At 64.8% G+C, this 20,601-nt stretch carries 26 protein-coding genes; 15 read left to right on the top strand and 11 right to left on the bottom strand.

Annotation, left to right across the window (positions count from 1 at the left end; translation table 11 throughout):
* Positions 1-44: 44 nt before the first annotated feature.
* Positions 45-461 (top strand): alternative ribosome rescue aminoacyl-tRNA hydrolase ArfB, encoded by a 417-nt coding sequence (gene arfB / locus GQE99_RS11440; RefSeq protein WP_161351753.1) that lies wholly within the window; start codon positions 45-47, stop codon positions 459-461.
* A gap of 487 nt (positions 462-948) precedes the next feature.
* Positions 949-2,307: a KAP family P-loop NTPase fold protein gene (locus GQE99_RS11435; RefSeq protein ID WP_161351752.1), complete on the top strand. Its 1,359-nt coding sequence runs from the start codon at positions 949-951 to the stop codon at positions 2,305-2,307.
* Here the strand turns inward: GQE99_RS11435 and pncB are convergent.
* From pncB to GQE99_RS11420, 3 genes are all read right to left on the bottom strand, one after another.
* Complete coding sequence (gene pncB, locus GQE99_RS11430) at positions 2,304-3,596, bottom strand: nicotinate phosphoribosyltransferase (protein WP_161351751.1); 1,293 nt, start codon at positions 3,594-3,596, stop codon at positions 2,304-2,306. The two genes, GQE99_RS11435 and pncB, sit on opposite strands and share 4 nt — an antisense overlap.
* A gap of 62 nt (positions 3,597-3,658) precedes the next feature.
* A complete protein-coding gene (gene pncA, locus GQE99_RS11425) occupies positions 3,659-4,258 on the bottom strand; it encodes a bifunctional nicotinamidase/pyrazinamidase (RefSeq protein WP_161351750.1) in 600 nt (199 codons plus the stop codon).
* A gap of 4 nt (positions 4,259-4,262) precedes the next feature.
* Complete coding sequence (locus tag GQE99_RS11420; protein ID WP_161351749.1) at positions 4,263-5,639, bottom strand: trypsin-like peptidase domain-containing protein; 1,377 nt, start codon at positions 5,637-5,639, stop codon at positions 4,263-4,265.
* Positions 5,640-5,770: 131 nt separating this feature from the next.
* On the opposite strand from GQE99_RS11420, the gene GQE99_RS11415 reads away from it, so the two are divergent.
* Both GQE99_RS11415 and trhO read left to right on the top strand, forming a co-directional pair.
* Complete coding sequence (locus tag GQE99_RS11415; RefSeq protein ID WP_161351748.1) at positions 5,771-6,268, top strand: hypothetical protein; 498 nt, start codon at positions 5,771-5,773, stop codon at positions 6,266-6,268.
* Between the two features lie 38 nt (positions 6,269-6,306).
* The gene (trhO, locus tag GQE99_RS11410) at positions 6,307-7,212 is read left to right on the top strand and encodes an oxygen-dependent tRNA uridine(34) hydroxylase TrhO (protein WP_161351747.1); all 906 of its coding nucleotides are present in this window, start codon (positions 6,307-6,309) and stop codon (positions 7,210-7,212) included.
* Between the two features lie 8 nt (positions 7,213-7,220).
* On the opposite strand, the gene GQE99_RS11405 is transcribed toward trhO, so the two are convergent.
* On the bottom strand, positions 7,221-7,763 hold the full coding sequence (locus tag GQE99_RS11405) for a hypothetical protein (protein ID WP_161351746.1): 543 nt from the start codon (positions 7,761-7,763) through the stop codon (positions 7,221-7,223).
* 157 nt (positions 7,764-7,920) lie between these two features.
* Between GQE99_RS11405 and GQE99_RS11400 the strand changes: the two genes are divergently transcribed.
* The 3 genes from GQE99_RS11400 (at position 7,921) to GQE99_RS11390 (ending at position 10,141) form a co-directional block, all read left to right on the top strand.
* Positions 7,921-8,655 carry a ZIP family metal transporter gene (locus tag GQE99_RS11400; RefSeq protein WP_161351745.1) on the top strand — a complete coding sequence of 245 codons (735 nt, stop codon included), beginning with the start codon at positions 7,921-7,923 and terminating at the stop codon, positions 8,653-8,655.
* Between the two features lie 83 nt (positions 8,656-8,738).
* A complete protein-coding gene (locus GQE99_RS11395; RefSeq protein ID WP_161351744.1) occupies positions 8,739-9,182 on the top strand; it encodes a VOC family protein in 444 nt (147 codons plus the stop codon).
* 11 nt (positions 9,183-9,193) lie between these two features.
* On the top strand, positions 9,194-10,141 hold the full coding sequence (locus GQE99_RS11390; RefSeq protein ID WP_161351743.1) for a hypothetical protein: 948 nt from the start codon (positions 9,194-9,196) through the stop codon (positions 10,139-10,141).
* On the opposite strand, the gene GQE99_RS11385 is transcribed toward GQE99_RS11390, so the two are convergent.
* Positions 10,111-10,608, bottom strand: coding sequence for an MgtC/SapB family protein (locus GQE99_RS11385; protein ID WP_161351742.1), 498 nt, complete (start codon positions 10,606-10,608; stop codon positions 10,111-10,113). The two genes, GQE99_RS11390 and GQE99_RS11385, sit on opposite strands and share 31 nt — an antisense overlap.
* A 169-nt stretch (positions 10,609-10,777) precedes the next feature.
* Between GQE99_RS11385 and GQE99_RS11380 the strand changes: the two genes are divergently transcribed.
* The gene (locus GQE99_RS11380; protein ID WP_161351741.1) at positions 10,778-11,059 is read left to right on the top strand and encodes a glycine zipper domain-containing protein; all 282 of its coding nucleotides are present in this window, start codon (positions 10,778-10,780) and stop codon (positions 11,057-11,059) included.
* A gap of 68 nt (positions 11,060-11,127) precedes the next feature.
* Here the strand turns inward: GQE99_RS11380 and GQE99_RS11375 are convergent, their stop codons facing one another.
* From GQE99_RS11375 to GQE99_RS11360, 4 genes are read right to left on the bottom strand one after another with little or no spacing between them, the layout of a single operon-like run.
* Positions 11,128-11,325, bottom strand: coding sequence for a CsbD family protein (locus GQE99_RS11375; RefSeq protein WP_161351740.1), 198 nt, complete (start codon positions 11,323-11,325; stop codon positions 11,128-11,130).
* A gap of 59 nt (positions 11,326-11,384) precedes the next feature.
* Positions 11,385-13,139 carry a sensor histidine kinase gene (locus GQE99_RS11370; protein WP_161351739.1) on the bottom strand — a complete coding sequence of 585 codons (1,755 nt, stop codon included), beginning with the start codon at positions 13,137-13,139 and terminating at the stop codon, positions 11,385-11,387.
* Entirely contained in the window at positions 13,136-13,714 is a 579-nt protein-coding gene (locus GQE99_RS11365; protein ID WP_161351738.1) for an RNA polymerase sigma factor, read from the bottom strand. Before GQE99_RS11365 ends, GQE99_RS11370 begins: the two co-directional genes overlap by 4 nt.
* The gene (locus tag GQE99_RS11360) at positions 13,704-13,865 is read right to left on the bottom strand and encodes a NepR family anti-sigma factor (protein ID WP_161351737.1); all 162 of its coding nucleotides are present in this window, start codon (positions 13,863-13,865) and stop codon (positions 13,704-13,706) included. The genes GQE99_RS11365 and GQE99_RS11360 overlap by 11 nt, the downstream gene beginning before the upstream one ends.
* A gap of 127 nt (positions 13,866-13,992) precedes the next feature.
* On the opposite strand from GQE99_RS11360, the gene GQE99_RS11355 reads away from it, so the two are divergent.
* Positions 13,993-14,811: a response regulator gene (locus GQE99_RS11355; RefSeq protein WP_161351736.1), complete on the top strand. Its 819-nt coding sequence runs from the start codon at positions 13,993-13,995 to the stop codon at positions 14,809-14,811.
* Positions 14,812-14,981: 170 nt separating this feature from the next.
* Here GQE99_RS11355 and GQE99_RS11350 read toward each other — a convergent pair whose 3' ends face one another.
* Positions 14,982-15,152, bottom strand: a complete 171-nt coding sequence (locus GQE99_RS11350; protein WP_161351735.1) for a DUF1328 domain-containing protein — start codon at positions 15,150-15,152, stop codon at positions 14,982-14,984.
* 183 nt (positions 15,153-15,335) lie between these two features.
* Here GQE99_RS11350 and GQE99_RS11345 point away from each other — a divergent pair, with 183 nt between their 5' ends.
* A complete protein-coding gene (locus tag GQE99_RS11345; RefSeq protein WP_161351734.1) occupies positions 15,336-15,665 on the top strand; it encodes a DUF883 family protein in 330 nt (109 codons plus the stop codon).
* A complete protein-coding gene (locus GQE99_RS11340) occupies positions 15,662-16,051 on the top strand; it encodes a hypothetical protein (protein WP_161351733.1) in 390 nt (129 codons plus the stop codon). The genes GQE99_RS11345 and GQE99_RS11340 overlap by 4 nt, the downstream gene beginning before the upstream one ends.
* 58 nt (positions 16,052-16,109) lie before the next feature.
* On the opposite strand, the gene GQE99_RS11335 is transcribed toward GQE99_RS11340, so the two are convergent.
* Complete coding sequence (locus GQE99_RS11335; protein ID WP_161351732.1) at positions 16,110-16,595, bottom strand: MarR family winged helix-turn-helix transcriptional regulator; 486 nt, start codon at positions 16,593-16,595, stop codon at positions 16,110-16,112.
* Between the two features lie 243 nt (positions 16,596-16,838).
* Here GQE99_RS11335 and ectA point away from each other — a divergent pair, with 243 nt between their 5' ends.
* Genes ectA through GQE99_RS11315 form a run of 4 tightly spaced genes read left to right on the top strand, consistent with a single transcriptional unit; the run spans position 16,839 to position 20,570 of the window.
* Complete coding sequence (gene ectA / locus GQE99_RS11330) at positions 16,839-17,372, top strand: diaminobutyrate acetyltransferase (protein WP_161351731.1); 534 nt, start codon at positions 16,839-16,841, stop codon at positions 17,370-17,372.
* Positions 17,373-17,420: 48 nt separating this feature from the next.
* The gene (ectB, locus tag GQE99_RS11325; RefSeq protein WP_161351730.1) at positions 17,421-18,722 is read left to right on the top strand and encodes a diaminobutyrate--2-oxoglutarate transaminase; all 1,302 of its coding nucleotides are present in this window, start codon (positions 17,421-17,423) and stop codon (positions 18,720-18,722) included.
* Between the two features lie 5 nt (positions 18,723-18,727).
* Positions 18,728-19,120, top strand: a complete 393-nt coding sequence (locus GQE99_RS11320; protein ID WP_161351729.1) for an ectoine synthase — start codon at positions 18,728-18,730, stop codon at positions 19,118-19,120.
* 19 nt (positions 19,121-19,139) lie between these two features.
* Positions 19,140-20,570: an aspartate kinase gene (locus tag GQE99_RS11315; RefSeq protein WP_161351728.1), complete on the top strand. Its 1,431-nt coding sequence runs from the start codon at positions 19,140-19,142 to the stop codon at positions 20,568-20,570.
* The last annotated feature ends 31 nt before the right edge of the window (positions 20,571-20,601 follow it).

Raw genomic sequence — 20,601 nt, 5'->3', positions numbered from 1 at the left:
CAAACTTTTTGGACCCGGGGACGACGACGAGGTAGAAGGTCAGAATGATCCGCGTGAACGACAAGATCACGATCCAGGACTGGGAAGTGACCGAACACTTCGTCCGGTCCTCCGGCCCCGGCGGGCAGAACGTGAACAAGGTGAACTCGGCCGTCGAACTCCGGTTCGAGGCGGAGCGCTCGCCCAGTCTGCCCGACCCGGTGAAGCGCCGGCTCCGGCGCATCGCGGGGCGCAAGTGGACGACCGACGGCGCGCTCGTGCTCCAGGTGCAGGACACCCGGTCGCAGGCGCGCAACCGCGAGATCGCGCAGGAGCGATTGGCGGAGATGATCCGCAAGGCGTGCGAGAAGCCCAAGCGGCGCATCCCGACGAAACCCACCAAGGGGTCCCAGCGCCGCCGCATCGAGGCGAAGAAGAAACGCGGCGAGGTGAAGGCGCTCCGGGGGAAGGTCGAGGAGTAGGGTGGGCGGAACCAACCGTTCGCGCGGCGCGTCGGCACGGTGGGTCGGCAGCCATCCGACGGGCGTGCCGGGCCGAAGCCCGGCCCACGGGTGCGGCGCCGTCGGGCGGTTCACCCCGCCGGATGCGGCGGTGGGTTGGCGGTGTTGCGAGACGCCCCGACGGCGCATCCCGAAGAAGCCCACCAAGGGGTCCCGGCGCCGCCGCATCGAGGCGAAAAAGAAGCGCGGCGCGGTCAAGGCGTTCCGGGGGAAGGCGTAGGGTGGGTGAAACCCACCGTTCGCGCGGCGTTTCGGCAGGGCGTGTTGGCGGCCATCCGATGGGCGTGCCGGGCTGAAGCCCGGCCTACGGGTGCGGCGCCGTCGGGCGGGGGTTCACCCCACCGGATGCGGCGGTGGGTTGGTGGTGTGGAACCCCACCCTAAGGGTGCTGTTGCGCAAACATCGCTACGTCAGACATATTGTCTTTCGTTTAGGGAGGTTCAGGAACATGCGTATTACGCCACCAGAGGCAAATATCAATATTTTCGAAGATGGCTTTGATGATAGAGACTTGCTTTCGCGAAAGGAGCACGCTGGGTATCTCTCAGACCTTGTCGAAAGGATAGACCAACCACTCGTGATTTCGCTGGATGGTGACTGGGGATCGGGAAAGAGCTTTTTCCTGAAATGCTGGGCCGGAGAGCACACACGTGCATCCGATAACGCGGCTACAGTAGTATATTTCGACGCATTTGCTCATGATTTTCTCCAAGAGCCGCTAGTTGCGTTGACGTCGTCGCTTGCGGAGCGAATTGAAGCGACCGAAACTGGTGCAATGCGAGTCATACGGCAAATGAAAGATGCGGCAGCGAAGCTGTGGCGTCCTGCGAGCCGCGTGGCGTTGGCTATTGGCACCGCAGGTGCCAGCGAAGTAGCAGGGGTCATGGTCGATGCAGGGCTTGAGGCCGGTTCGAGAGAGCTTTCAGATCAAATTGAAGACTTCTGGAAAAAGGAGGATGGACGAAAAGCTGCGATGGATCAGTTCATATCCGCGATTACTGAGCTAACGGAGCCGGATGACGAAGGTGTGCCAACAAAAAAGATCGTATTCATTGTAGATGAGCTTGATAGGTGTCGACCCGATTTTGCCTTGGAGACTCTCGAGACCATTAAACACTTCTTTTCAACCCCAGGGGTTCACTTTGTTTTGGGTGTTAATGGTCGAGAATTGGAAAACATGGTGCGTGTTAAGTATGGGCAAAACTTTGATGCGCGAACATACTTAGACAAATTTATTTCAGTCAAGATGAGCTTGCCAGACTATTCTGAACTGGGGAGTGAACCGGTTTCAAATGCTATTCTTTACTTCAAAAAAATGGCGCCGATAATGGGGCTAGATGGCTCTTTGATTGATGCTGCCGAGGTGTATTTTAAGAGGGCGCCGGATCTGGCCCCAAGTTCAATAAGAAAATCGCAAAGAATATTGACCGAGATCGCATTGCTTCCAAGGAGCAAAAATGGGTATCGTAATATGGCATTGGGTTATCGATTGGTCATTGTGGGGCTTGTTATATTCAAGCAATGCAATCCTGAGGTCTTTGCTTCGATAAAGAGCCATTCGGCAAGTTTTGAGGATATCAAAAATGCACTGGGTCTTCCTGAAGAATTAAGTCAGAATTCGCCTCGGCAGGTCGTATTGCTATATCTCGTGTGGCGGTCGGTGTTGGAGCCTGAAGCGCCGTTGAACGAAGAAGTACACCGGATTTTTGGTCCGCTTGGCATTGATTTCATCAACGGAATGCTTGGTCGCATGTGTCGTGAATATATTGACAAGATTGAGCTATTTGATCCTGCTACCGCTTCCTAAACCACAACCTCCCGCTCAACCTGCTCCCCAACCCCGAATACGCGCTTGTACCGCTCGACCTCGTCAACCGGACCCATCGCCTTCGCCGGGTTGTCCGAGAGTTTGACCGTGGGCCGGCCCTCGGCGGCGACGGCCTTGCAGACCAGTGAGAACGGCGCCAGCGCGTCGTCGGGGGCGAGCCCGCGAAAGTCGTTCGTGAGCAGCGTGCCCCAGCCGAAGCTGACGCGCACGCGGCCCGAGAACATCCCGTGCAGCCGCTCGATCTCGTCCACGTCGAGCCCGTCGGAGAAGATCACCATCTTGTCGCGCGGGTTCTCCCCCCGGCTTTCCCACCAGCGGATGGCGAGCTCGGCCCCCTCGACCGGGTCGCCGGAGTCCACGCGGATGCCGGTCCAGCCGGCGAGCCAGTCGGGCGCGTTGTCCAGGAACCCCTTCGTCCCGAAGGTGTCCGGCAGGATGATGCGCAGGTTGCCCGAGTGCTCCTCGTGCCAGTCCGCGAGCACGTCGTAGGGGGCGCGGGCGAGGGCGGCGTCATCGGGGGCCAGCGCGGCGGTGACCATCGGCAGCTCGTGCGCGTTGGTCCCGATCGCCTCGAGGTCGCGGTTCTTGGCGATGAGGCAGTTCGAGGTGCCCACGAAGGCATCGCCCAGCCGTTCCACCATCGCCTGCACCGCCCAGTCCTGCCACAGGAAGGAATGGCGGCGGCGGGTGCCGAAATCGGCGAGCTTGAGGCCGGGGAGCGCGCGCAGGCGCTCGGCCTTCTCCCACAGGCGGGTCATGGCGCGGGCGTAGAGCACCTCCAGTTCGAAGCGTTTCATGTCGCGCAGCACGGCGCGCGAGCGCAGCTCGGTGAGGACGGCGAGGGCCGGGATCTCCCACAGCATGACCTCGGGCCAGGGGCCTTCGAAGGTGAGCTCGTACTGGTCGCCGACGCGCTCCAGGTGGTAGGGCGGCAGGCGCAGCTTCTCGAACCACTCCATGAACTCCGGGCGGAACATCTGGCGCTGGCCGTAGAAAGTGTTGCCGCGCATCCAGGTGGATTCGCCGCGGGCGAGCGACAGGGTGCGGATGTGGTCGAGCTGTTCGCGCAGCTCGCCCTCGTCGACGAGCTCGGCCAGCGGGATGTGCGTGGCGCGGTTGATGAGCTGGAAGGTGACGTGCGTGTCCGGGTGGCCCTTGTGGACCGACTGGCACATCAGGAGCTTGTAGAAATCCGTGTCGATGAGCGACCGGACGATCGGGTCGATCTTCCAGGTGTGGTTGTAGACGCGCGATGCGATGTCGACCATGACTGTCCTCCGTTGCGCCCATGTGACCGGTGGGGCCGGGGGATTTCAAGGCGCAAGGCGGGTCAGCCGGTGAGCGTGACGCCGGCCGCGCGCATGTCGGCGAGCGCGGCGTCGAGCGAGCCGTCCGCGTCGATGCCCCGGCAGAGGTCGAGCCGCACGGTGGTGTCGAAGCCCAGGCGGGCGGCGTCGCGCGCGGACCAGGCGACGCAGAAATCGGTGGCGAGGCCCGCGAAGGTCAGGCGCGTGGCGCCGCGGGTGCGCAGGTAGCCTTCGAGCCCCGTCGGGGTTTCGTGGTCGTTCTCGAAGAAGGCCGAGTAGCTGTCGATGTCCGGCCGGAAGCCCTTGCGGACGATCAGGTCGGCCGGGTTGGTGGCGAGGTCGGGGTGGAAGGCCGCGCCCTCGGAGCCCTGGATGCAGTGGTCGGGCCAGAGCACCTGGGGCCCGTAGGGCATGTCGATGATCTCCATCGGTGCCTTGCCGGAGTGCGACGAGGCGAAGGAGGAGTGGCCGGCCGGATGCCAGTCCTGCGTGAAGACGCGGATCGGGAAGTCGGGCAGGATGCGGTTGATCCCGGTCACGATCTCGTCCCCACCGTCGACGGCGAGCGCGCCGCCGGGGCAGAAGTCGTTCTGCATATCGATGACGATGAGAGCGTCGGTCATGGTGTCACCCGTTGAAACGTGCGGTGATGCGGCGTCCGCCGCGGGAGAAGTCGACCCGCCACCAGCGCGAGCCGTCGGAGACGGCGGTCTCCAGGTCGCCGGGGTGGGCGACCGGCTGGTTGTTGATCGCGTGGATCACGTCGCCGCGCTGGAACCCGGTGCGCCGGGCCGCGCCCTCGGCCTCGACCACGACGACGCCGGTGGCGTCCATCGGCTGGCCAAGCTGGCGGGCGATGTCGGGGGTGAGGTCGGTGAGCGCGAGGCCCTGGAAGGGCCCGGGCAGGTCGATGGTGACCATCTGCAGCGTGCCGCCCTCGGGGGCTTCCTGCAGGGCCACGCGGGCCGTCTCTTCGCCGTCCGGGGTGCTGAAACGGACGCTGACCGCGTCGCCCATCGGGTGCGTGGCGAGCCGGAAGTCCAGCTCGGGCGGCGCGTTCACGGGTTCGCCGCCGATGGCGAGGATCACGTCCCCGATCTCGAGCCCGGCCCGGGCGAAGGGGCTGTCGGGGTGCATGTCGCGGATCAGCACGCCCATCGGGCGGTCGAATCCCATCGCGTCGGCGATGGAGGCGTCGACCACCTGCACGTCGACCCCGGACCACGGGCGCGCGAAGGCCGTGGCGCCTGCCTCGGCCTGGGCCACGACCTGCGCCACGAGGTTGGCGGGGATCGCGAAGCCGATGCCGTTCGACCCGCCGGAGCGGGTCACGATCTGGGTGTTGATGCCCACGAGGTCGCCGTTCATGTCCACGAGCGCACCGCCGGAATTGCCCGGGTTGATCGGTGCGTCGGTCTGGATGAAGTAGCGCCCGCCCTGCATGAGCGCGCCGCCGCCCTGGCCGGTGCGCGCGAGCCCCGAGATGATGCCCGAGGACACGGTCTGCCCGACGCCGAAGGGGTTGCCGATGGCGAGCACCAGGTCGCCCACCGCGAGCGCGTCGGAATCCGCGAAGTCCAGCGCGGGCAGGTCCGGCGCGTCCTCCAGCCGGATGACGGCCAGGTCGGCGGCCTTGTCGGCCAGCACGAGTTCGCCCGCGTATTCGCGCCGGTCGGCCAGCACGACACGGATGTCGGTGGCGTTGCCCACGACGTGGTAGTTCGACACCACGAGCCCGTCGCCCAGGATCACGCCGGAGCCCAGCGAATTCTGCTGCTGCGGCGGGATGTCGAAGTCCCGGAAGAACTGCGAGAAGAACGGGTCGTCCGAGAAGGGATTGCGCCGCTCGACCACGCGGGACGCATAGATGTTGACCACCGCGGGTGCGGTCTTCTCGACCACCGGGGCAAAGGACATGCGCATCTGCGCGGCGTTTTCGGGGACCGTCTGGGCGGTCGCGATGGCAGGCAGGGTGGCAAGAACGAGCGCGAGAATACGGATCATGAACACCTCCGGATGGGTTCGATGTGGCGCAGTGACACTTCAAATTCAAGACAATGCTCGGAACTGGCCGCAATGCCGCCCAAATCCATCTTCACTTTGTCGGAAACGAGCAGCTGCCACGGTGACGGACCATGACCCACGAGACCTACGACTACACTCTCTCAACGGCCAAGGGCGCCCTTCTTCTGCTGACCTGCGCGCTGATCGCGGTCGGCTCCGGGTACATGGCGATTTCCAGTGCTCATGTGCTGGGCATGCCCGAGGTCGGGCCGATGCCGCGCATCGCCGTCTTCGCCTATGTCGCGGTCTGTCTCGCCACTGGCTGGGTCGCGCTGGAAGAGCTGCGCTCGCTCCTGCGCCCGTCGGCCCACAAGGCGCCGATCGTCCTGGACAGCGAGGCGATCCTCGCCCCGGCGTCGCCGGAGACGGCATCGCTTCTGCGCCTGACCTACCGGGGCATTTCCGACATCAAGACGCGGGCGATCCAGGGCAACCACGTGATCGAGATCCGGCACATGGACGGCAACCTCACGATCTCCGGCGCCGCGCTTGGCTCGCGCGAGGCGTTCGACAGCCTGCTGCAGTCGTTGCAGGCGCGCGTGGCGCTGACGCGCGGCTACCGCTACTAGGCTTGCGGGGACCCGGGACCGGGCGTATCTGACGCCCCATGTTCACGGTCTGCGCCCTTTATCACTTCACCCGGTTCGACGATCCCGCGGCGCTCAAGGCGCCGCTGGCGAAGTTCTGCTGCGAACGCGGGATCACCGGGTCGCTTCTGCTGGCGCATGAAGGGATCAACGGCACGGTCGCCGGGTCCGAAGACGCGATCCGGGCGCTCATCGACCATATCGACGCGCTGCCGGGGTGCCGGGGCTTCGACTACAAGCTGTCCACGGCGTCCGAGCAGCCCTTCGGACGCATGAAGGTGCGCCTCAAGCGCGAGATCGTGACGATGGGCCAGCCCGACGTCGATCCGCGCGCCGCCGTGGGGCATTACGTCGATCCCGCCGACTGGAACGCGCTCATCTCTGCGCCGGACGTGGCCGTGATCGACACGCGCAACGACTACGAGGTCGCGATCGGCACGTTCGAGGGGGCGGTCGACCCGGAAACCGCGAGCTTCAGGGACTTCCCGGCCTGGTGGGAGGCCAACAAGGAACGGTTCCACAACAAGCGGATCGCGATGTTCTGCACCGGCGGCATCCGTTGCGAGAAATCCACCAACTACCTGATGAGCCAGGGGGTGGAGGACGTCTTCCACCTCAAGGGCGGAATCCTGAAGTACCTGGAAGAGGTGCCGGAGGACGAGAGCCTCTGGCACGGCGACTGCTTCGTCTTCGACGGGCGGGTGAGCGTCGGGCACGGGCTGGTCGAGGGGCCGCACGGCCTGTGCCATGCCTGCCGGCGCCCGATCCTGCCCGAGGACCGCGCGCGGCCGGAGTTCGAAGAGGGCGTGTCCTGCCACCAGTGCATCGACGAATACGACGACGCCCGGCGCGAACGCTTCCGCGAGCGCCAGCGCCAGATCGCGCTGGCGAAGGCCCGGGGCGAGGCGCACCTGGGCCCGCGCTGAGGCGAAGTCTACGGGTCGACGTAGCCGCGTTCGACCGCTTCCGACTGGATCATCTTCCAGGTGTCCTGGGTGAAGGACATGCGCTGCATCGCCGCCTGGGGCGCCTTGCAGGCCTGCATCATCGTGGCCATCTCCTGCGTGGGCTCGTAGCCCTCGATGTCGTCGGCGAGCCCGCCGTAGACCACGTCGACGTAGTCGATGTCGGCGTCGGCCCGGACCTTTTCGCCCATCATCTGCGCGACCGCGAGCTGCATGCCGAGCTGCTGCTTGGCCTCCGGGCTGTCGGCGGCGTCGTAGAGGCAGCCGGGCACGGCGCGCTCCAGGTCGCTGAGGGGGGCGTCGGCATCGACGAAGTCCTCGTAGCCGTCACCGACCCGCGCGAAGGCTTCGCGCGTCCATTCCAGTTGCGACGTGTAGTGCGACAGGTAGGTGTCGACGAACTCGCCGCGCGACATGTCGGCCACGTCGATGGGGTTCAGCGTTTCGGCCGTTGCGCCGGTGGCGGCGCAGAGGGCGAGGGCGGTCAGGCAGGCGGTGGTTCTGGTCGGCATGTCTCCCTTTCTTCCGGCGCCACGGCGCCGGGATGTTGGCGTTTCGGTTCGCGGGCACGGTAACGGATCGTGGCGCGCGCCGGTAGGGGCGGGTCTTGGGTGTGGTCCCTTGCCGCCATTCGTGGCACGCTTCGAGCGAACGAGGACAGCTGACGCGATGAACGAACTATTGCTTGCCCTGGCCTATGGCACCGGTGCGGGGCTCATGATCCCCTTGGGCGGGTACCTGGCCCGGATCGAGCGGTTGCAGACGAGGTGGCTGGAACAGGAATTCCGCCACGGCATGATGGCGTTCGGCGGTGGCATTCTCATCGCCGCCGTGGCCTTCGTGCTGGTGCCGGAGGGCCTGCCGCTCGTGTCGCTGGGTCCCGGGCTGGCGGCGTTCTTCGGGGGCGGCGTGCTGTTCGCCCTGTTCGAGCGCCTGCGCAAGCGGCGGGGCGGGGCGAACGCGCAGTTCAACGCGATGCTCACGGATTTCGTGCCCGAGGCGATTTCGCTGGGCGCCCTGATCGCAAGCGGATCGGCGGACGCGGCGTTGCTGGCCTTCTTCATTGGGGCGCAGAACCTGCCCGAGTCCTTCAACGCCTTCCGCGAGATCATGGACGCGGGCAAGCGGCGGCCGGCGCGGGTGATGATCTCGTTCTTCGCGCTGGCGGCCCTCGGCCCGCTCGCCGTGCTGGCGGGCTACCTGTTTCTGAGCGACATGCCGATGGTCACGGGCAGCATCATGATGGCCGCCGCGGGGGGCATCCTGTTCCTCATGTTCCAGGACATCGCGGTGAAGGCACACCTGAAATACAGCCAGGCGCCCTCGCTCGCCGCGCTTGGCGGTTTCGCGCTGGGCATCGTGGCGATGGCGCTTGTGGGCAGCGGTGCGGCGACGACGTTCTGAGCGGGCTTCCGCAACGTCCCTGAAACCTTCTGTTGAGGTCGTGACGTTCCTTTCTTACGTCGGGGGAAACGAAAGGAGTGTCCATGCGCTACGTTCATACGATGATCCGCGTCACCGACCTCGAGGAAAGCCTCGATTTCTGGGTGAACAAGGTCGGGATGGTCGAGATCCGCCGGCGCGACGTGCCGGAGGGCAAGTTCACGCTCGTCTTCCTCGCCGCGCCCAAGGACAAGGAGAGCGCCGAGCGGTCGATGTCGCCGGAGCTGGAGCTGACTTACAACTGGGACTCCGACGAGGTCTACAAGACCGGCCGCAGCTGGGGGCATCTCGCCTACCGCGTGGATGATATCTATGCCTTCTGCCAGAAGCTGATGGACGCGGGGGTGACGATCAACCGCCCGCCGCGCGACGGCCGCATGGCGTTTTTCAAATCCCCTGATAACATTTCGGTGGAGTTGATTCAGGAAGGCGAGGCGCTGGCCCCGCAGGAGCCGTGGGCCTCGATGGAGAATACCGGAGACTGGTAAGAGGAGAACCGATGTCACGCCGTCTGCAAGACCTGGCCAGACTGAATGCCCGCGACCGACGCGGCCTGGAACCCAGCGGGCCCGCGATGCCCGCGTCGCCGCAAGCCTTCGCCGCACACCAGCCCGCCGACCTGCGGGCCGAGACCGAGACCGCGCTTCAGGCGCTGCCCACCGGGCTGGCGGATGAAGTGCTGGCGCGGTTCGACCCGGGCCGGGTGCTGCCCGGCTCCTACGGGGGCGAACGTGACATCCTGTTCTTCATCAACGTGCCGATGACCGCCGGCGGGGCGGTGGTCGGTGCGCTCAAGGACGTGTTCGACCGCACCCGGTCCTTCGGGGCGGGCGCGCTGCGGGGCGACCTCAAGGAAGAATGGCAGGCCGCGCTCGAGGCGCGCGAGGCCGCGCGCGGGCGGCTGCGCCAGGCGCTGGCGGGCCCGTTTCGCTTCAAGTGGCTGTCCGAGATCGTGACCGGCGCCAACCAGGTCCAGTTCGCGAGCTTCATCCGCAACCCGGCCGACCGGCTGTTTTCCGACTACGTCGCGCAATCGTCGCCGGACAACCCCGAACACGAGCAGTTCCTCGAGACCTACCCGACGTTCGAGGCATACGTGGACGGGGTGCCGGAGAACCCGCAGCTGCGCCAGCTTGTCGGCAAGGCCGGCAGCGTGCCGGAGATGCTGGAGCGGCTCGTGTCGACCTACAGCTTCCTCGGGGTGAGCGAGCACGTCTCGGCCTCGGTCGAGCATTTCCGCCGCTCGCACAACCTGCCGACGCTCAGCGACATCTCCGAGGCCGCGATGAGCCGGGCCGAGAAGCTGACGCCCGCGCTGCGTTCGCGCATCTGCAAGCGGCACATGGGCGACTGGCTGGTCTTTTCGCTGGTCGAGCCCGCGATGGCGGGATTCGAGCAGCGGCTCGCCGCGGTCGCCTACCCGGAATCGGTGTCGCGGTCGCCGTGAACCCGGCGCTCGGCGTTGCCGACGAGCCAGATGATCACGATGGCGGTCACGGTCACGAACAGGGCGACGACCCAGAGACCGAGGCCGCAGGCCAGCCCGACGGACGCGGCGAGCCACAGGCTCGCCCCCGTTGTCAGGCCCCGCACCTTGCCTTGGGAAAAGACGATCATGCCGGCGGCCAGGAAGGCGACGCCGGCGGTCACCGCCTCGATCACGCGGATCGGGTCGTAGCGCGCGCCGTCGCTGTAGCTCGACCCGCGGCTCATCAGTTCGAGCATCAAGATGCAGTAGACGGCGGCGGCCAGCCCCACGAGCATGTGGGTGCGCAGGCCCGCCGAGCGCTTGTGCGCCTCGCGTTCGAAACCGATCAGGCCGCAGAAAAGAACCGCCCCGCCCAGCCTGAGCGCAAGGATTTCGAGCGGCAGGAACACGGGGGCGGTGACTTCGTCGATGATCGACTGAAACATGAAACGGATCCGGTTTTTTGGCGACAGGTCGTGTCAGGCGCAACACCGGCAGGGTGACGCCGGTTCCGGCCCGGAACAAGCGAATTTCGGCAAGCCCCGGATTTACGGGAACAAAATGCCAAAAATTGCGTTACACTGGCAACGAATCCATCCAGTGAAGGAGACATTCATGAAAGCTGCTTTTCTTGCCGTCGCTGCTGCCGTCACGCTGCTGCTTGCCGGTTGCGAGACCCAGAACCAGACCCAGGCGACCGCCGTCGGCGCCGCCACGGGCGCGGCCATCGGTGGCCTGACCTCGGGGTCCGTCGCGGGCGCCGTCGTCGGTGGTGCGACCGGTGCGGTTGCCGGCAACCTGATCGGCCGGGCCGCGGATTCGCAGACCCAGTGCCGTTACCGCAACTCGGCGGGCGAAACCTACATCGCGCGCTGCCCGGAAAGCATGATGCCGTAACAGGGCGTCATATCGCAAAGAAAAGCCCCGCCGAAACGGCGGGGCTTTTTTGTGGCTTGGCGCGTCCGTCAGGCGGATTCGAGCCAGGCGTCGACTTCGCGCTTGGCCTCTTCCTTGGTCTTGCCGTAGCGCTCCTGGATGAGGCCCTCGAGGCGCTCGCGGTTGCCGTCGACCTGGTCGAGGTCGTCGTCGGTGAGTTCACCCCACTGCGCCTGCGCCTGGCCTTTGACCTGTTTCCACTTGCCTTGAATCTGGTCCCAGTTCATCTGGATCCTCCTTTCGAAAAGGTTACGTGGTCAGAACGCCGGGTCCGGGGCTGTGGTTCCTAGACCGGGTGGCTGTGATCGGAGGGCACGATGTTGGCGTCGAAGCTCTGGATCGGGAAGTCGATGCGCACCCGGTAGCAGGTGTCGGTTTCCTCCCGTTCGACCTTCGCCTCCATCTGGCTGACGAAGGCCCGCACGAGCTGCTCGCCCAGTCCGGTGCTTACGTCGTCCTCGTCCAGCGCCTTGGGGCCCTTGGAGTTTTCGACGAAGATCGCGCCCTTGTCGCCCCCGGCCTTGCACTCCAGCCGGACCGACAGCGAGGGGCGCTTTTCGCCCTCGGGCGTGCCGAGGTGCTTGAGCGCGTTGGTGACGAGCTCGGAGACCGCGAGCGAAAGGGGCACGGCCTGGTCCGGGTAGACCTCGCAATCGTCGAAATGCGACTCGAGCTCGAAGTCGGTGTGATCGCCGGTCTGGGCCGATTTCACCATCTGCTCCACGATCGCTTCGAGCAGTTCGCCCGCGCGCACGCGTTCGGCGGTCGAGGTTTCGTAGAGGTTCTGGTGGACGCGCGCGATGGACATGACGCGCTGCTGGATGTCCGACAGCGCCGCCTTGATCGCCGGGGTGCGCGCCTTGCGGATCTTCATGCCGAGGATCGAGACGATGAGCTGCAGGTTGTTCTTCACCCGGTGGTGGACTTCCTTCAGCAGAACCGTGCGCTGGTGAATGGTGTCGTAGAGCGCCGCCTCGTCATGCAGGATGTTTTCGGCCAGCCGCATCCAGGTTTCTTCCATGTCGCGGATCTCGGTCGGCAGGCTGCCGTCGAAGCGGGGTTCGACCAGCCTGCGCGAGCGCATGAACTGGAGCATCCGGGCGCGCAGGTTGCGCGTGGGTTTGATGACCATGCGCTGCACCGCGTAGAAGGCGACCGCAAGGCTGACCAGCCACATGAGGAGCGGGAACAGCATCGAGGTGCCGAAGCTGAGGCCGTTGTTGAGCGTATTGCGGCGGTATTCCCAGCTGCCGAGCGCATAGACCTGGCCGGGCACGATCGGGACCAGTGCGAAGACGCGGCGGTCGCCCTCGGCGTTCCGCGCGATGAAGGCGGCCTCACTGCCGCCCGCGAGGGCCCGAAGCGAGCGGTCGGCGGGCAGGTTTTCCGACACGTCGCCTGCGTTCGAGGACACGGTGAGCACTTCGCCGTCCTGGTTGAAGGTGATCAGGTTCAGGGGGCGTTCGGCCACGTCGGCGGGGGCCTGTGGCGTCGTCAGGCTGCGGTGGGGGAGGGAGGCGACGATGTAGCCGTCGTAGTCGCCGTCCATGATTACCGGCAGCGACACGACGATGATCGAGGCGTCGCTGACCGAACCGCGGATCGCGAATTTCACGCGGGGGCCGGGGTTCTCGACGAATTCCTGGTGCAGCGGCCGGTCGGAGAGGTCCATCCCCTTGGCCGAGGAGCCGCATTCCACGATCCCCTCGCGGTTGATGTAGCCGATGAAGGACAGCTCCGGGCTGTCGCGCAGGAGCGCGCCCAGCGGCTCCTCGCATTCGTAGCCCGCGTCACGCAGCACCGGCAGCAGGCTGACGAGCGACTTCGCGACGCCCGTGGCGGTGCGGATCGCCGCCTCCTGTTCGGCGGCGGCGTCGGAGGTGAGGGCCAGGAGCGTCTTGGCGAGGTCGCGGTCGGCCCGCTCCAGCAGCTGGTAGGTGGTGATGACGGATATCAGGCCGACGGGGAGGAGCGCGATGGCAAGGAGCCCCGCGATCCGGAAAGTTAGCGACCGGGTCCGTTCCCGGAAAGTCCGTATCAATTCCCGCTTTTCCTCGGTTGGACCCCGTTGCTCACGACCGCCATCGTGGCGCTGTCGGTGAGCTCGAGGCTCTCGTCTTCCGACAGCTCGAGAAGCTCGGTGAGCTTGGCGCGTCCGCGGTTGATCCGGCTCTTGATCGTCCCGATCGCCACGCCGCAGGTCTCGGCCGCCTCTTCGTAGGACATGCCAGACGCACCCACGAGGATCAACGCCTCGCGCTGTTCGACGGGCAGTTCGCTGAACACGCGCTCGAAGTCGGCGAGCGCCAGGCGGCCGTCATGGTGCGGCTTTTCCGACAGCGTTTCGGCCATCACACCGTCCGCATCCTCGACCTCGCGCTTCTTCTTGCGCAGGTCGGAGTAGAACGTGTTGCGCAGGATGGTGAAGAGCCAGGCGCGCAGGTTCGTGCCTTCCTGGAACTTGTCGAAATTCTTCCACGCCTTCACGATCGTGTCCTGCACGAGGTCGTCGGCGGCGGCGGAGTTGCGCGTCAGGCTCGCCGCGAAGGCGCGCATGGCGGGAAGGTGTTCGACGACAGCTTCGCGGGGATCGACGCCTTTGTTGTCATTGACCATGAGATCGCCCCTGGTCTTCCTTCTCCTTCAGTTGGGCGAGAAGCTCCATGAACCGGTCAGGCACCTCTTCATCCAGCTTGCTCTGGAAGACCTTGCGCAGATTCTGGTCGATCTGCTCTTCTACGTTTTCTTTCTTTGAATCGTCCGTCATCTGTGTCCGCGTCCCATCATTACGTGGCGCCTCTCGCGTCCATTCTTTTTTTGTCGTTTGCTGGAACCAAACCCGTAAGGTGGCGTTTTGTTCCCAACGCATACAAAAAAATAGGGACAAAAAAGGGATGGATGGGATGCCCGACACAGAAGCTGAATTTCTTTCCGTCAAGATCGCGTCTCTGCTGCCATACCTGCGCCGCTACGCGCGCGCGCTGACCGGCAGCCAGCAGACCGGCGACACCTACGCCGCCGCCACGCTCGAAGCCCTGCTCGAGGATCGTTCGGTCTTCGAGCTCGGACTCGATCACAAGGTGGCGCTTTTCCGTGCCTTCCACCAGATCTGGTCTTCCTCGGGGTCGCCCGTCGAGCCGGGCGAGGAAGGCATTCACGCCCGGGCCCAGCGGCACCTGGCGAAACTCACGACGAACACCCGCGAAGCGCTGCTGCTCTACACGGTCGAGGAATTCACGACCGGCGACATCGCCAAGATCATGGAGCTGCCCGAGGACGAGGTGAACCACCTCATCACCGTCGCGCGCAGCGAGATGGAGGACAGCGTGAAGGGCCGGATCCTCGTGATCGAGGACGAGGCGATCATCGCGATGGACCTCCAGGACATCGTGGCCGACATGGGCCACGCGATCACCGGCGTCGCGCGCACCGAGCGCGGGGCGGTCGACCTGGCGGGCAAGGAAAAGCCCGACCTGATCCTGTCGGATATCCAGCTGGCCGACGGGTCGTCCGGGATCGACGCTGTGAACGCGATCCTCAAGACGGCCGGGGACATCCCGGTGATCTTCATCACCGCCTTCCCCGAACGCCTGCTGACCGGCGAACGCCCGGAGCCGGCCTTCGTCATCACCAAACCCTATTCCGAGGACCAGGTCCGCTCGGCCGTGAGCCAGGCGATGTTCTTCTCGTCGACCGAGACGCTCGAGACCTGATCCGAGACACGACTAAAGGTGCGAAAACGGCGCTCCCTCGGGGGCGTCGTTTTTGTTCGTGGGTCCGGTCGCATGCGCCGGGCATGAAAAAACCCCCGTCGCTGCGGGGGCGTGAACAGGGACCGGGGCGCACGAGGTACTTCGCGCCCCGGTCCGTATTTGTGCCTGATCTACACGTTCCTGCCCCGGACCGCGCGCACGACCAGTGCGACCACGAAGAGGACGAGGAAGACGAAGAACAGGATCTGCGCGATCCCGGCCGACGCCGTTGCGATGCCGCCGAAACCGAAGACGGCGGCGATGATTGCGATAACGAGGAACGCGAGTGCCCAGCCGAGCATGACGAGCCTCCTTCTGTTTCGTTTCAGTCAGTTGCGCCTTTCGGCGCGGCATTGGGACTGAAACGAGGGGAGGGGGCGGAAAGTTCCGTGAAAAGGTGCGGTTAGCCCGTGATCGCGATGGAACAGCACGCCCGTGCGTGCGTTGGGGAGTCGAACGGACAGACTTCCGAAAGGAGAATTATCATGGCTAACGCCCAAACGAGTTCCAATGGTGTCGACAAGGACGTCAAGGACCTGCAAGACCAGATCGCGCAGCTGAAATCGGACGTCTCCGATCTGACCACCACGCTCAAGGAGGTCGGCAACTCGGCGTCGGCCGAGGCGAAGGACCGCGCGGCGAAGAAGGCCAAGAAGGCGCGTGCCAGGACCGAGAAGGCCGCGCGCGAGGCGCAGGACAGCGCCCTGCATTACTATAAGACCGCCGAAGGGCAGGTCCGCCAGAACCCGGCCACCTCGGTCGGTATCGCGGCCGGCGTCGGCTTTCTCGTGGGGCTGTTCCTGAGCCGCAAATGATCGCCGCGATCGAATACCGCATTCGGCTGGCCGTTCGCCGCACCATGTTCGGTGTGGTGAGCGGCCTGATGCTTGTCATCGGGATCGGCTTCCTGGCCGCAGCCGGGTGGATCGCGCTGGCGCAGGTGATGGATCACCTGGAAATCGCCCTGATCTACGGCGGTGTGTTCGTGGGTCTCGGGCTGATCTTCCTGGCCCTGACGCGCACCAAGCGCGCGGCGGTGACGATGGCGCCCAGCGTGAACGCGCCTGCCTCGACGGTGGCGCCCGCGGCCGGGATCGCCGCCTTCGGCGGGCTGAGCGCGGCATTCGTGCAGGGCATCAGCGCCGGCATGGCGGCCGGGCGCGGTACGCCGCCCGACGATGAGCACGACCACCTTCATTGAGATATTTCGAAAACGGAACCTGATGGACCCGCCGGCGACGCCGCGCGGGTCTTTCGCGTCAGTGGCGCTTGTCGGTCGACTTGATGTCGCCCGTGGTCAGGACCGGCGAGGCGTCGATCGCGTCGGCGTCGAGCATCGCCGCGACCCGTTCGAGCGAGGCGATGATCTGCGCCTGTTCCCAGTCCTCCAGCGCCTCGAACTTGCGCACGTAGCGCTGTTGCAGCGCATCGGGCGCCTCGTCCACGGTCGCCTGCCCTTCGGGGGTGACCGTCACGTTGGTCTGGCGCCGGTCGCGTTCCGAGCGTTCGCGGGTGACGAGCCGGCGCGCAACGAGCTTGTCGACCAGCGCGGTGATCGTCGCCTGGCTCACGCCCATGCGGCTGGCGATGTCCTTGGGGGTGGCCCGACCCGTCTCTGCCACGATCTGGAGCGCGCGGAACTGGGCGGCCGTCAGTTTGGCCGCCGTCGCAAGCTCTTTGCCATAAAGCTCGGTCGCGCGAAGGATTCGGCGCAGAGCGATCAGGCTTATATCTGTCCTGTCCATGTCATCACCCTCCACTGGAGTAGATGCCATGGCGAGTAGGTCGGATGCAATCATGATGCTTAGATAGACAAATAATTCGCTTTGTAAAGGTTCTTGCCCGCTCATTTACGAAGTAATTTCGCCCCGGAACCCCTAAAAACAGGCCTTTTTGGCGGAATTTTGCATAAATTTGCTTCAGCCCTTGAAACAAATCGGCGCTCAAACTACTTTACCCACCAAAGGAACTTTGGAGAGTACCGAGACATGCATACCGCGAAAGACCTTCCCCGAACTGGCAAGCTCCGCCTTCGGAAACCTGAATCCGAGGACGGAGCGCAAATCTGGGAGCTGATCCGAGAGTGCAAGCCGCTCGACGAGAACTCCGTCTACTGCAACCTGCTTCAGTGTGACCATTTCCGCGACACCTGCGTGGTGGCCGAACTGGACGGTGACATTGTCGGTTGGATTTCCGGCTACCTCGTGCCGAACGAAAACGCGCTTTTCGTGTGGCAGGTCGCCGTGAGCGAAAAGGCACGCGGCATGGGTCTTGGTGGCCTGATGCTGGACGAGATCTTCGGGCGCGAGGAATGCGACGAAGCCAACGTCCTCAAGACCACCATCACCGAAGACAATGGCGCATCCTGGGCGCTGTTCAAGAAGTTCGCCAAGCGTCACGGCGGCGAGCTGAAGGACGAAGCCCACTTCAAGAAGGACGATCACTTCGAAGGACGGCACGACACCGAGCACATGGTGACGATCACCGTTCCCGACGAAGGCGACATGGCGAAGGCCGCGTAAGCGACGCGGCCCCCCGTCCTCTCACAACAGACATCGAAGGAACACGTTATGACGACAGACAAACAGTCTGCGAACAATCCCGTTTTTGAACGCCGCGAGTCGGAAGCCCGCTCGTACTGCCGCGGTTTCCCGACCACCTTCGCGAAAGCGCAGGGGTCGATCATGACCGCGACCGACGGCACCGAGTACATCGACTTTCTCGCCGGTTGCTCGTCGCTGAACTACGGCCACAACGACGCCGACATGAAATCGGCGCTGGTCGAGCACATCACCGACGACGGCATCGCCCACGGCCTCGACATGTACACCGAGGAAAAGGCGAAGTGGCTGGAAGCCTACGAGAACATCGTGCTCAAGCCGCGCGGCATGGACGACTACAAGATCATGATGACCGGCCCGACCGGCACCAACGCCGTCGAAGCCGCGATGAAGCTCGCCCGCAAGATCACGGGCCGTCGCAACATCATCTCGTTCACCAACGGCTTCCACGGCATGACGATGGGTTCGCTGTCGCTGACCGGTAACGCCGGCAAGCGCGGTGGCGCCGGTGGCGGCCACCTGGGCGACGTCACGCACATGCCCTACGAAGGGGCGATGGGCGACGTGGATACGCTCAAGCTGATCGAAACCATGCTGAACAACAGCTCGTCGGGCGTCGACGCGCCGGCCGCGTTCATCTTCGAGCCCGTGCAGGGCGAGGGTGGCCTGAACGCCGCGTCGAAGGAGTGGATCCAGGGCATCGCCAAGCTCGCGAAAGAGCACGGCGCGCTGCTGATCGTGGACGACATCCAGGCCGGCATCGGCCGGACCGGCAAGTACTTCGGCATCGAGGACATGGGCGTCGAGCCCGACCTCATCACGCAAGCGAAGTCGCTGTCGGGCTTCGGCCTGCCGTTCGCCTGCCTGCTGATCAAGCGCGAGCATGACGTCTGGAAGCCGGCCGAGCACAACGGCACCTTCCGCGGCAACACGCACGCCTTCGTCACGGGCCGTGTCGCCCTGGAGAAGTACTGGGCCGACAAGGACGCGATGGAAGCCTCCATCGCCGAGAAGTCGCAGATCCTGGAAGACGGCCTCAAGAAGGTCGCCGAGCTGATCCCGAACGCCTACCTCAAGGGCCGTGGCTTCATGCGCGGCGTGGACGTGGGCACCGGCGAGCTGGCCGAGGACATCTGCGGCCGTGCCTTCGACAAGGGCCTGATCATCGAGACGTCGGGCGCCGACGACGAAGTGGTCAAGGTGCTTGCGGCGCTGAACATCCCGAACGACGTGCTCAAGCGGGGCCTGGACATCGTCCTCGAGGCGACCCGTGAAGCGCTGAACGAAAACAAGAAAATTGCTGCGGAGTAACACCAATGATCGTCCGTGATTTCAACGAACTCAAGAACACCGACAAGTCCATCTCGGACGCGCGCTGGAACTCCGTGCGCATGCTTCTCGCCGATGACGGGATGGGCTTCTCGTTCCACATCACCACGATCCAGGGCGGTTCGGAGCACACGTTCCACTACAAGAACCACTTCGAGAGCGTCTACTGCATCTCGGGCAAGGGCCGGATCACCGACCTTGCCACGGGCGAGACCCACGAGATCAAGCCGGGTGTCATGTACGCGCTGAACCTGCACGACAAGCACACGCTGGTGGCGGACGACGAGCTGGTCCTGGCCTGCTGCTTCAACCCGCCGGTCACCGGCAAGGAAGTGCACCAGGAAGACGGTTCCTACGCCGCGCCCGAAGACGCTGCCTGAAACAACACGGGGAAGACCCATGTCTGACCGAAATCATACTGTCGAGAAGATCGGCGGCACATCCATGAGCCGGGTGCGCGAACTGCGCGACACCCTGCTCATCCGGGGCGACGATCCCTACAACCGGATCTTCGTCGTGTCGGCCTTCGGCGGGATCACCAACCTGCTGCTCGAACACAAGAAATCCGGGGAACAGGGCGTCTATGCCATGTTCGCCGACGGTGAAGCCGACGATCACGCGTGGATGGCCGCGCTCAAGAAGGTCGGCGAAGCGATGGAAGAGGCGCACAAGGAGGTGCTGGAGCACCCGGCCGACATCGCCGATGCCAACGACTTCGTCGCCGAGCGCATGAACGGCGCCAAGTCGTTCCTGATCGACCTGGGGCGCCTGTGCTCCTACGGCCACTTCCGCCTGTCGGAGCACATGCACATGGTGCGCGAGCTCCTGTCGGGTCTGGGCGAGGCGCATTCGGCCTACTGCACCGCGCTGATGCTGAAGCGCGCCGGCATTTCGGCCCGGTTCGTCGACCTGTCGGGTTGGCGTGACGAGGGCGACTGCACGCTCGACGAGCGGATCGCCCAGGGGCTCGAGGACGTCGACTTCGCGACGGAGATGCCGATCGTCACGGGCTACGCCCAGTGCAAGGAAGGCCTGATGAAGGAATACGACCGGGGCTACTCGGAAGTGACCTTCGCGCGCATCGCCGCGCTCACGCAGGCGAAAGAGGCGATCATCCACAAGGAGTTCCACCTCAGCTCGGCCGACCCGAACCTTGTCGGCGAAGACGCCGTGCAGAAGCTGGGTCACACGAACTACGACGTGGCCGACCAGCTGTCGAACCTCGGGATGGAAGCGATCCACCCCTCGGCGGCGAAGATGCTGCGCCAGGCCGATGTGCCGCTGCGCGTGACCAACGCCTTCGAGCCGGAGGATCCGGGCACCCTGATCGACGATTGCCGCGGCGACACGCCGGGCGTCGAGATCGTGACCGGGCTGGACGTCATCTCGATCGAGGTGTTCGAACAGGACATGGTGGGCGTGAAGGGTTACGACTCCACGATCCTCGAGGCGCTCAAGCGTCACAAGGTGTGGATCGTGTCGAAGACCTCGAACGCGAACACCATCACCCACTATGTCAAAGGGTCGCTCAAGGCCGTGAAGCGGGTCGAGGCCGACGTGCTCGAACGCTTTCCGCAGGCCGAGATCGAGGTGCGCAGCCAGTGCATCGTGTCCGCCATCGGCCGGGACCTGCGCAAGCAGTCCGTGCTTGGCCGTGGTCTTGCCGCGCTGGACGAGGCCGGGCTGGACGTGATCGCCGCCCATGCGACCCCGCGCAATGTCGACGTGCAGTTCCTGATGCCCCGCGACGAATCCGCGGAAGCCATCAAGGTCCTGCACCGCGCCCTGATCGAAGCGGAAAAAAAAGAGCCGCTCCGTGAGGTTGCCTGACGCTCCAAAGTTCATAAAAACTCGTCAGGCT

This window comes from Maritimibacter harenae (genome assembly GCF_009882975.1).
Taxonomy (GTDB): domain Bacteria; phylum Pseudomonadota; class Alphaproteobacteria; order Rhodobacterales; family Rhodobacteraceae; genus Maritimibacter; species Maritimibacter harenae.
This window is presented reverse-complemented; position numbering and strand designations above follow the sequence as displayed.

What these genes read in the sequence shown, in the direction of transcription:
- GQE99_RS11315 (WP_161351728.1), top strand. Translation starts at nt 19,140, where the DNA reads ATGTCTGACCGAAATCATACTGTCGAGAAGATCGGCGGCACATCCATG.
- GQE99_RS11320 (WP_161351729.1), top strand. Translation starts at nt 18,728, where the DNA reads ATGATCGTCCGTGATTTCAACGAACTCAAGAACACCGACAAGTCCATC.
- arfB (WP_161351753.1), top strand. Translation starts at nt 45, where the DNA reads ATGATCCGCGTGAACGACAAGATCACGATCCAGGACTGGGAAGTGACC.
- GQE99_RS11380 (WP_161351741.1), top strand. Translation starts at nt 10,778, where the DNA reads ATGAAAGCTGCTTTTCTTGCCGTCGCTGCTGCCGTCACGCTGCTGCTT.
- GQE99_RS11360 (WP_161351737.1), bottom strand. Translation starts at nt 13,865, where the DNA reads ATGACGGACGATTCAAAGAAAGAAAACGTAGAAGAGCAGATCGACCAG.
- pncB (WP_161351751.1), bottom strand. Translation starts at nt 3,596, where the DNA reads ATGGTCGACATCGCATCGCGCGTCTACAACCACACCTGGAAGATCGAC.
- GQE99_RS11340 (WP_161351733.1), top strand. Translation starts at nt 15,662, where the DNA reads ATGATCGCCGCGATCGAATACCGCATTCGGCTGGCCGTTCGCCGCACC.
- pncA (WP_161351750.1), bottom strand. Translation starts at nt 4,258, where the DNA reads ATGACCGACGCTCTCATCGTCATCGATATGCAGAACGACTTCTGCCCC.
- GQE99_RS11395 (WP_161351744.1), top strand. Translation starts at nt 8,739, where the DNA reads ATGCGCTACGTTCATACGATGATCCGCGTCACCGACCTCGAGGAAAGC.
- GQE99_RS11420 (WP_161351749.1), bottom strand. Translation starts at nt 5,639, where the DNA reads ATGATCCGTATTCTCGCGCTCGTTCTTGCCACCCTGCCTGCCATCGCG.
- GQE99_RS11355 (WP_161351736.1), top strand. Translation starts at nt 13,993, where the DNA reads ATGGATGGGATGCCCGACACAGAAGCTGAATTTCTTTCCGTCAAGATC.
- ectB (WP_161351730.1), top strand. Translation starts at nt 17,421, where the DNA reads ATGACGACAGACAAACAGTCTGCGAACAATCCCGTTTTTGAACGCCGC.
- GQE99_RS11415 (WP_161351748.1), top strand. Translation starts at nt 5,771, where the DNA reads ATGACCCACGAGACCTACGACTACACTCTCTCAACGGCCAAGGGCGCC.
- GQE99_RS11435 (WP_161351752.1), top strand. Translation starts at nt 949, where the DNA reads ATGCGTATTACGCCACCAGAGGCAAATATCAATATTTTCGAAGATGGC.
- GQE99_RS11375 (WP_161351740.1), bottom strand. Translation starts at nt 11,325, where the DNA reads ATGAACTGGGACCAGATTCAAGGCAAGTGGAAACAGGTCAAAGGCCAG.
- GQE99_RS11365 (WP_161351738.1), bottom strand. Translation starts at nt 13,714, where the DNA reads ATGGTCAATGACAACAAAGGCGTCGATCCCCGCGAAGCTGTCGTCGAA.
- GQE99_RS11345 (WP_161351734.1), top strand. Translation starts at nt 15,336, where the DNA reads ATGGCTAACGCCCAAACGAGTTCCAATGGTGTCGACAAGGACGTCAAG.
- GQE99_RS11400 (WP_161351745.1), top strand. Translation starts at nt 7,921, where the DNA reads ATGAACGAACTATTGCTTGCCCTGGCCTATGGCACCGGTGCGGGGCTC.
- trhO (WP_161351747.1), top strand. Translation starts at nt 6,307, where the DNA reads ATGTTCACGGTCTGCGCCCTTTATCACTTCACCCGGTTCGACGATCCC.
- GQE99_RS11390 (WP_161351743.1), top strand. Translation starts at nt 9,194, where the DNA reads ATGTCACGCCGTCTGCAAGACCTGGCCAGACTGAATGCCCGCGACCGA.
- GQE99_RS11335 (WP_161351732.1), bottom strand. Translation starts at nt 16,595, where the DNA reads ATGGACAGGACAGATATAAGCCTGATCGCTCTGCGCCGAATCCTTCGC.
- GQE99_RS11405 (WP_161351746.1), bottom strand. Translation starts at nt 7,763, where the DNA reads ATGCCGACCAGAACCACCGCCTGCCTGACCGCCCTCGCCCTCTGCGCC.
- GQE99_RS11350 (WP_161351735.1), bottom strand. Translation starts at nt 15,152, where the DNA reads ATGCTCGGCTGGGCACTCGCGTTCCTCGTTATCGCAATCATCGCCGCC.
- GQE99_RS11385 (WP_161351742.1), bottom strand. Translation starts at nt 10,608, where the DNA reads ATGTTTCAGTCGATCATCGACGAAGTCACCGCCCCCGTGTTCCTGCCG.
- ectA (WP_161351731.1), top strand. Translation starts at nt 16,839, where the DNA reads ATGCATACCGCGAAAGACCTTCCCCGAACTGGCAAGCTCCGCCTTCGG.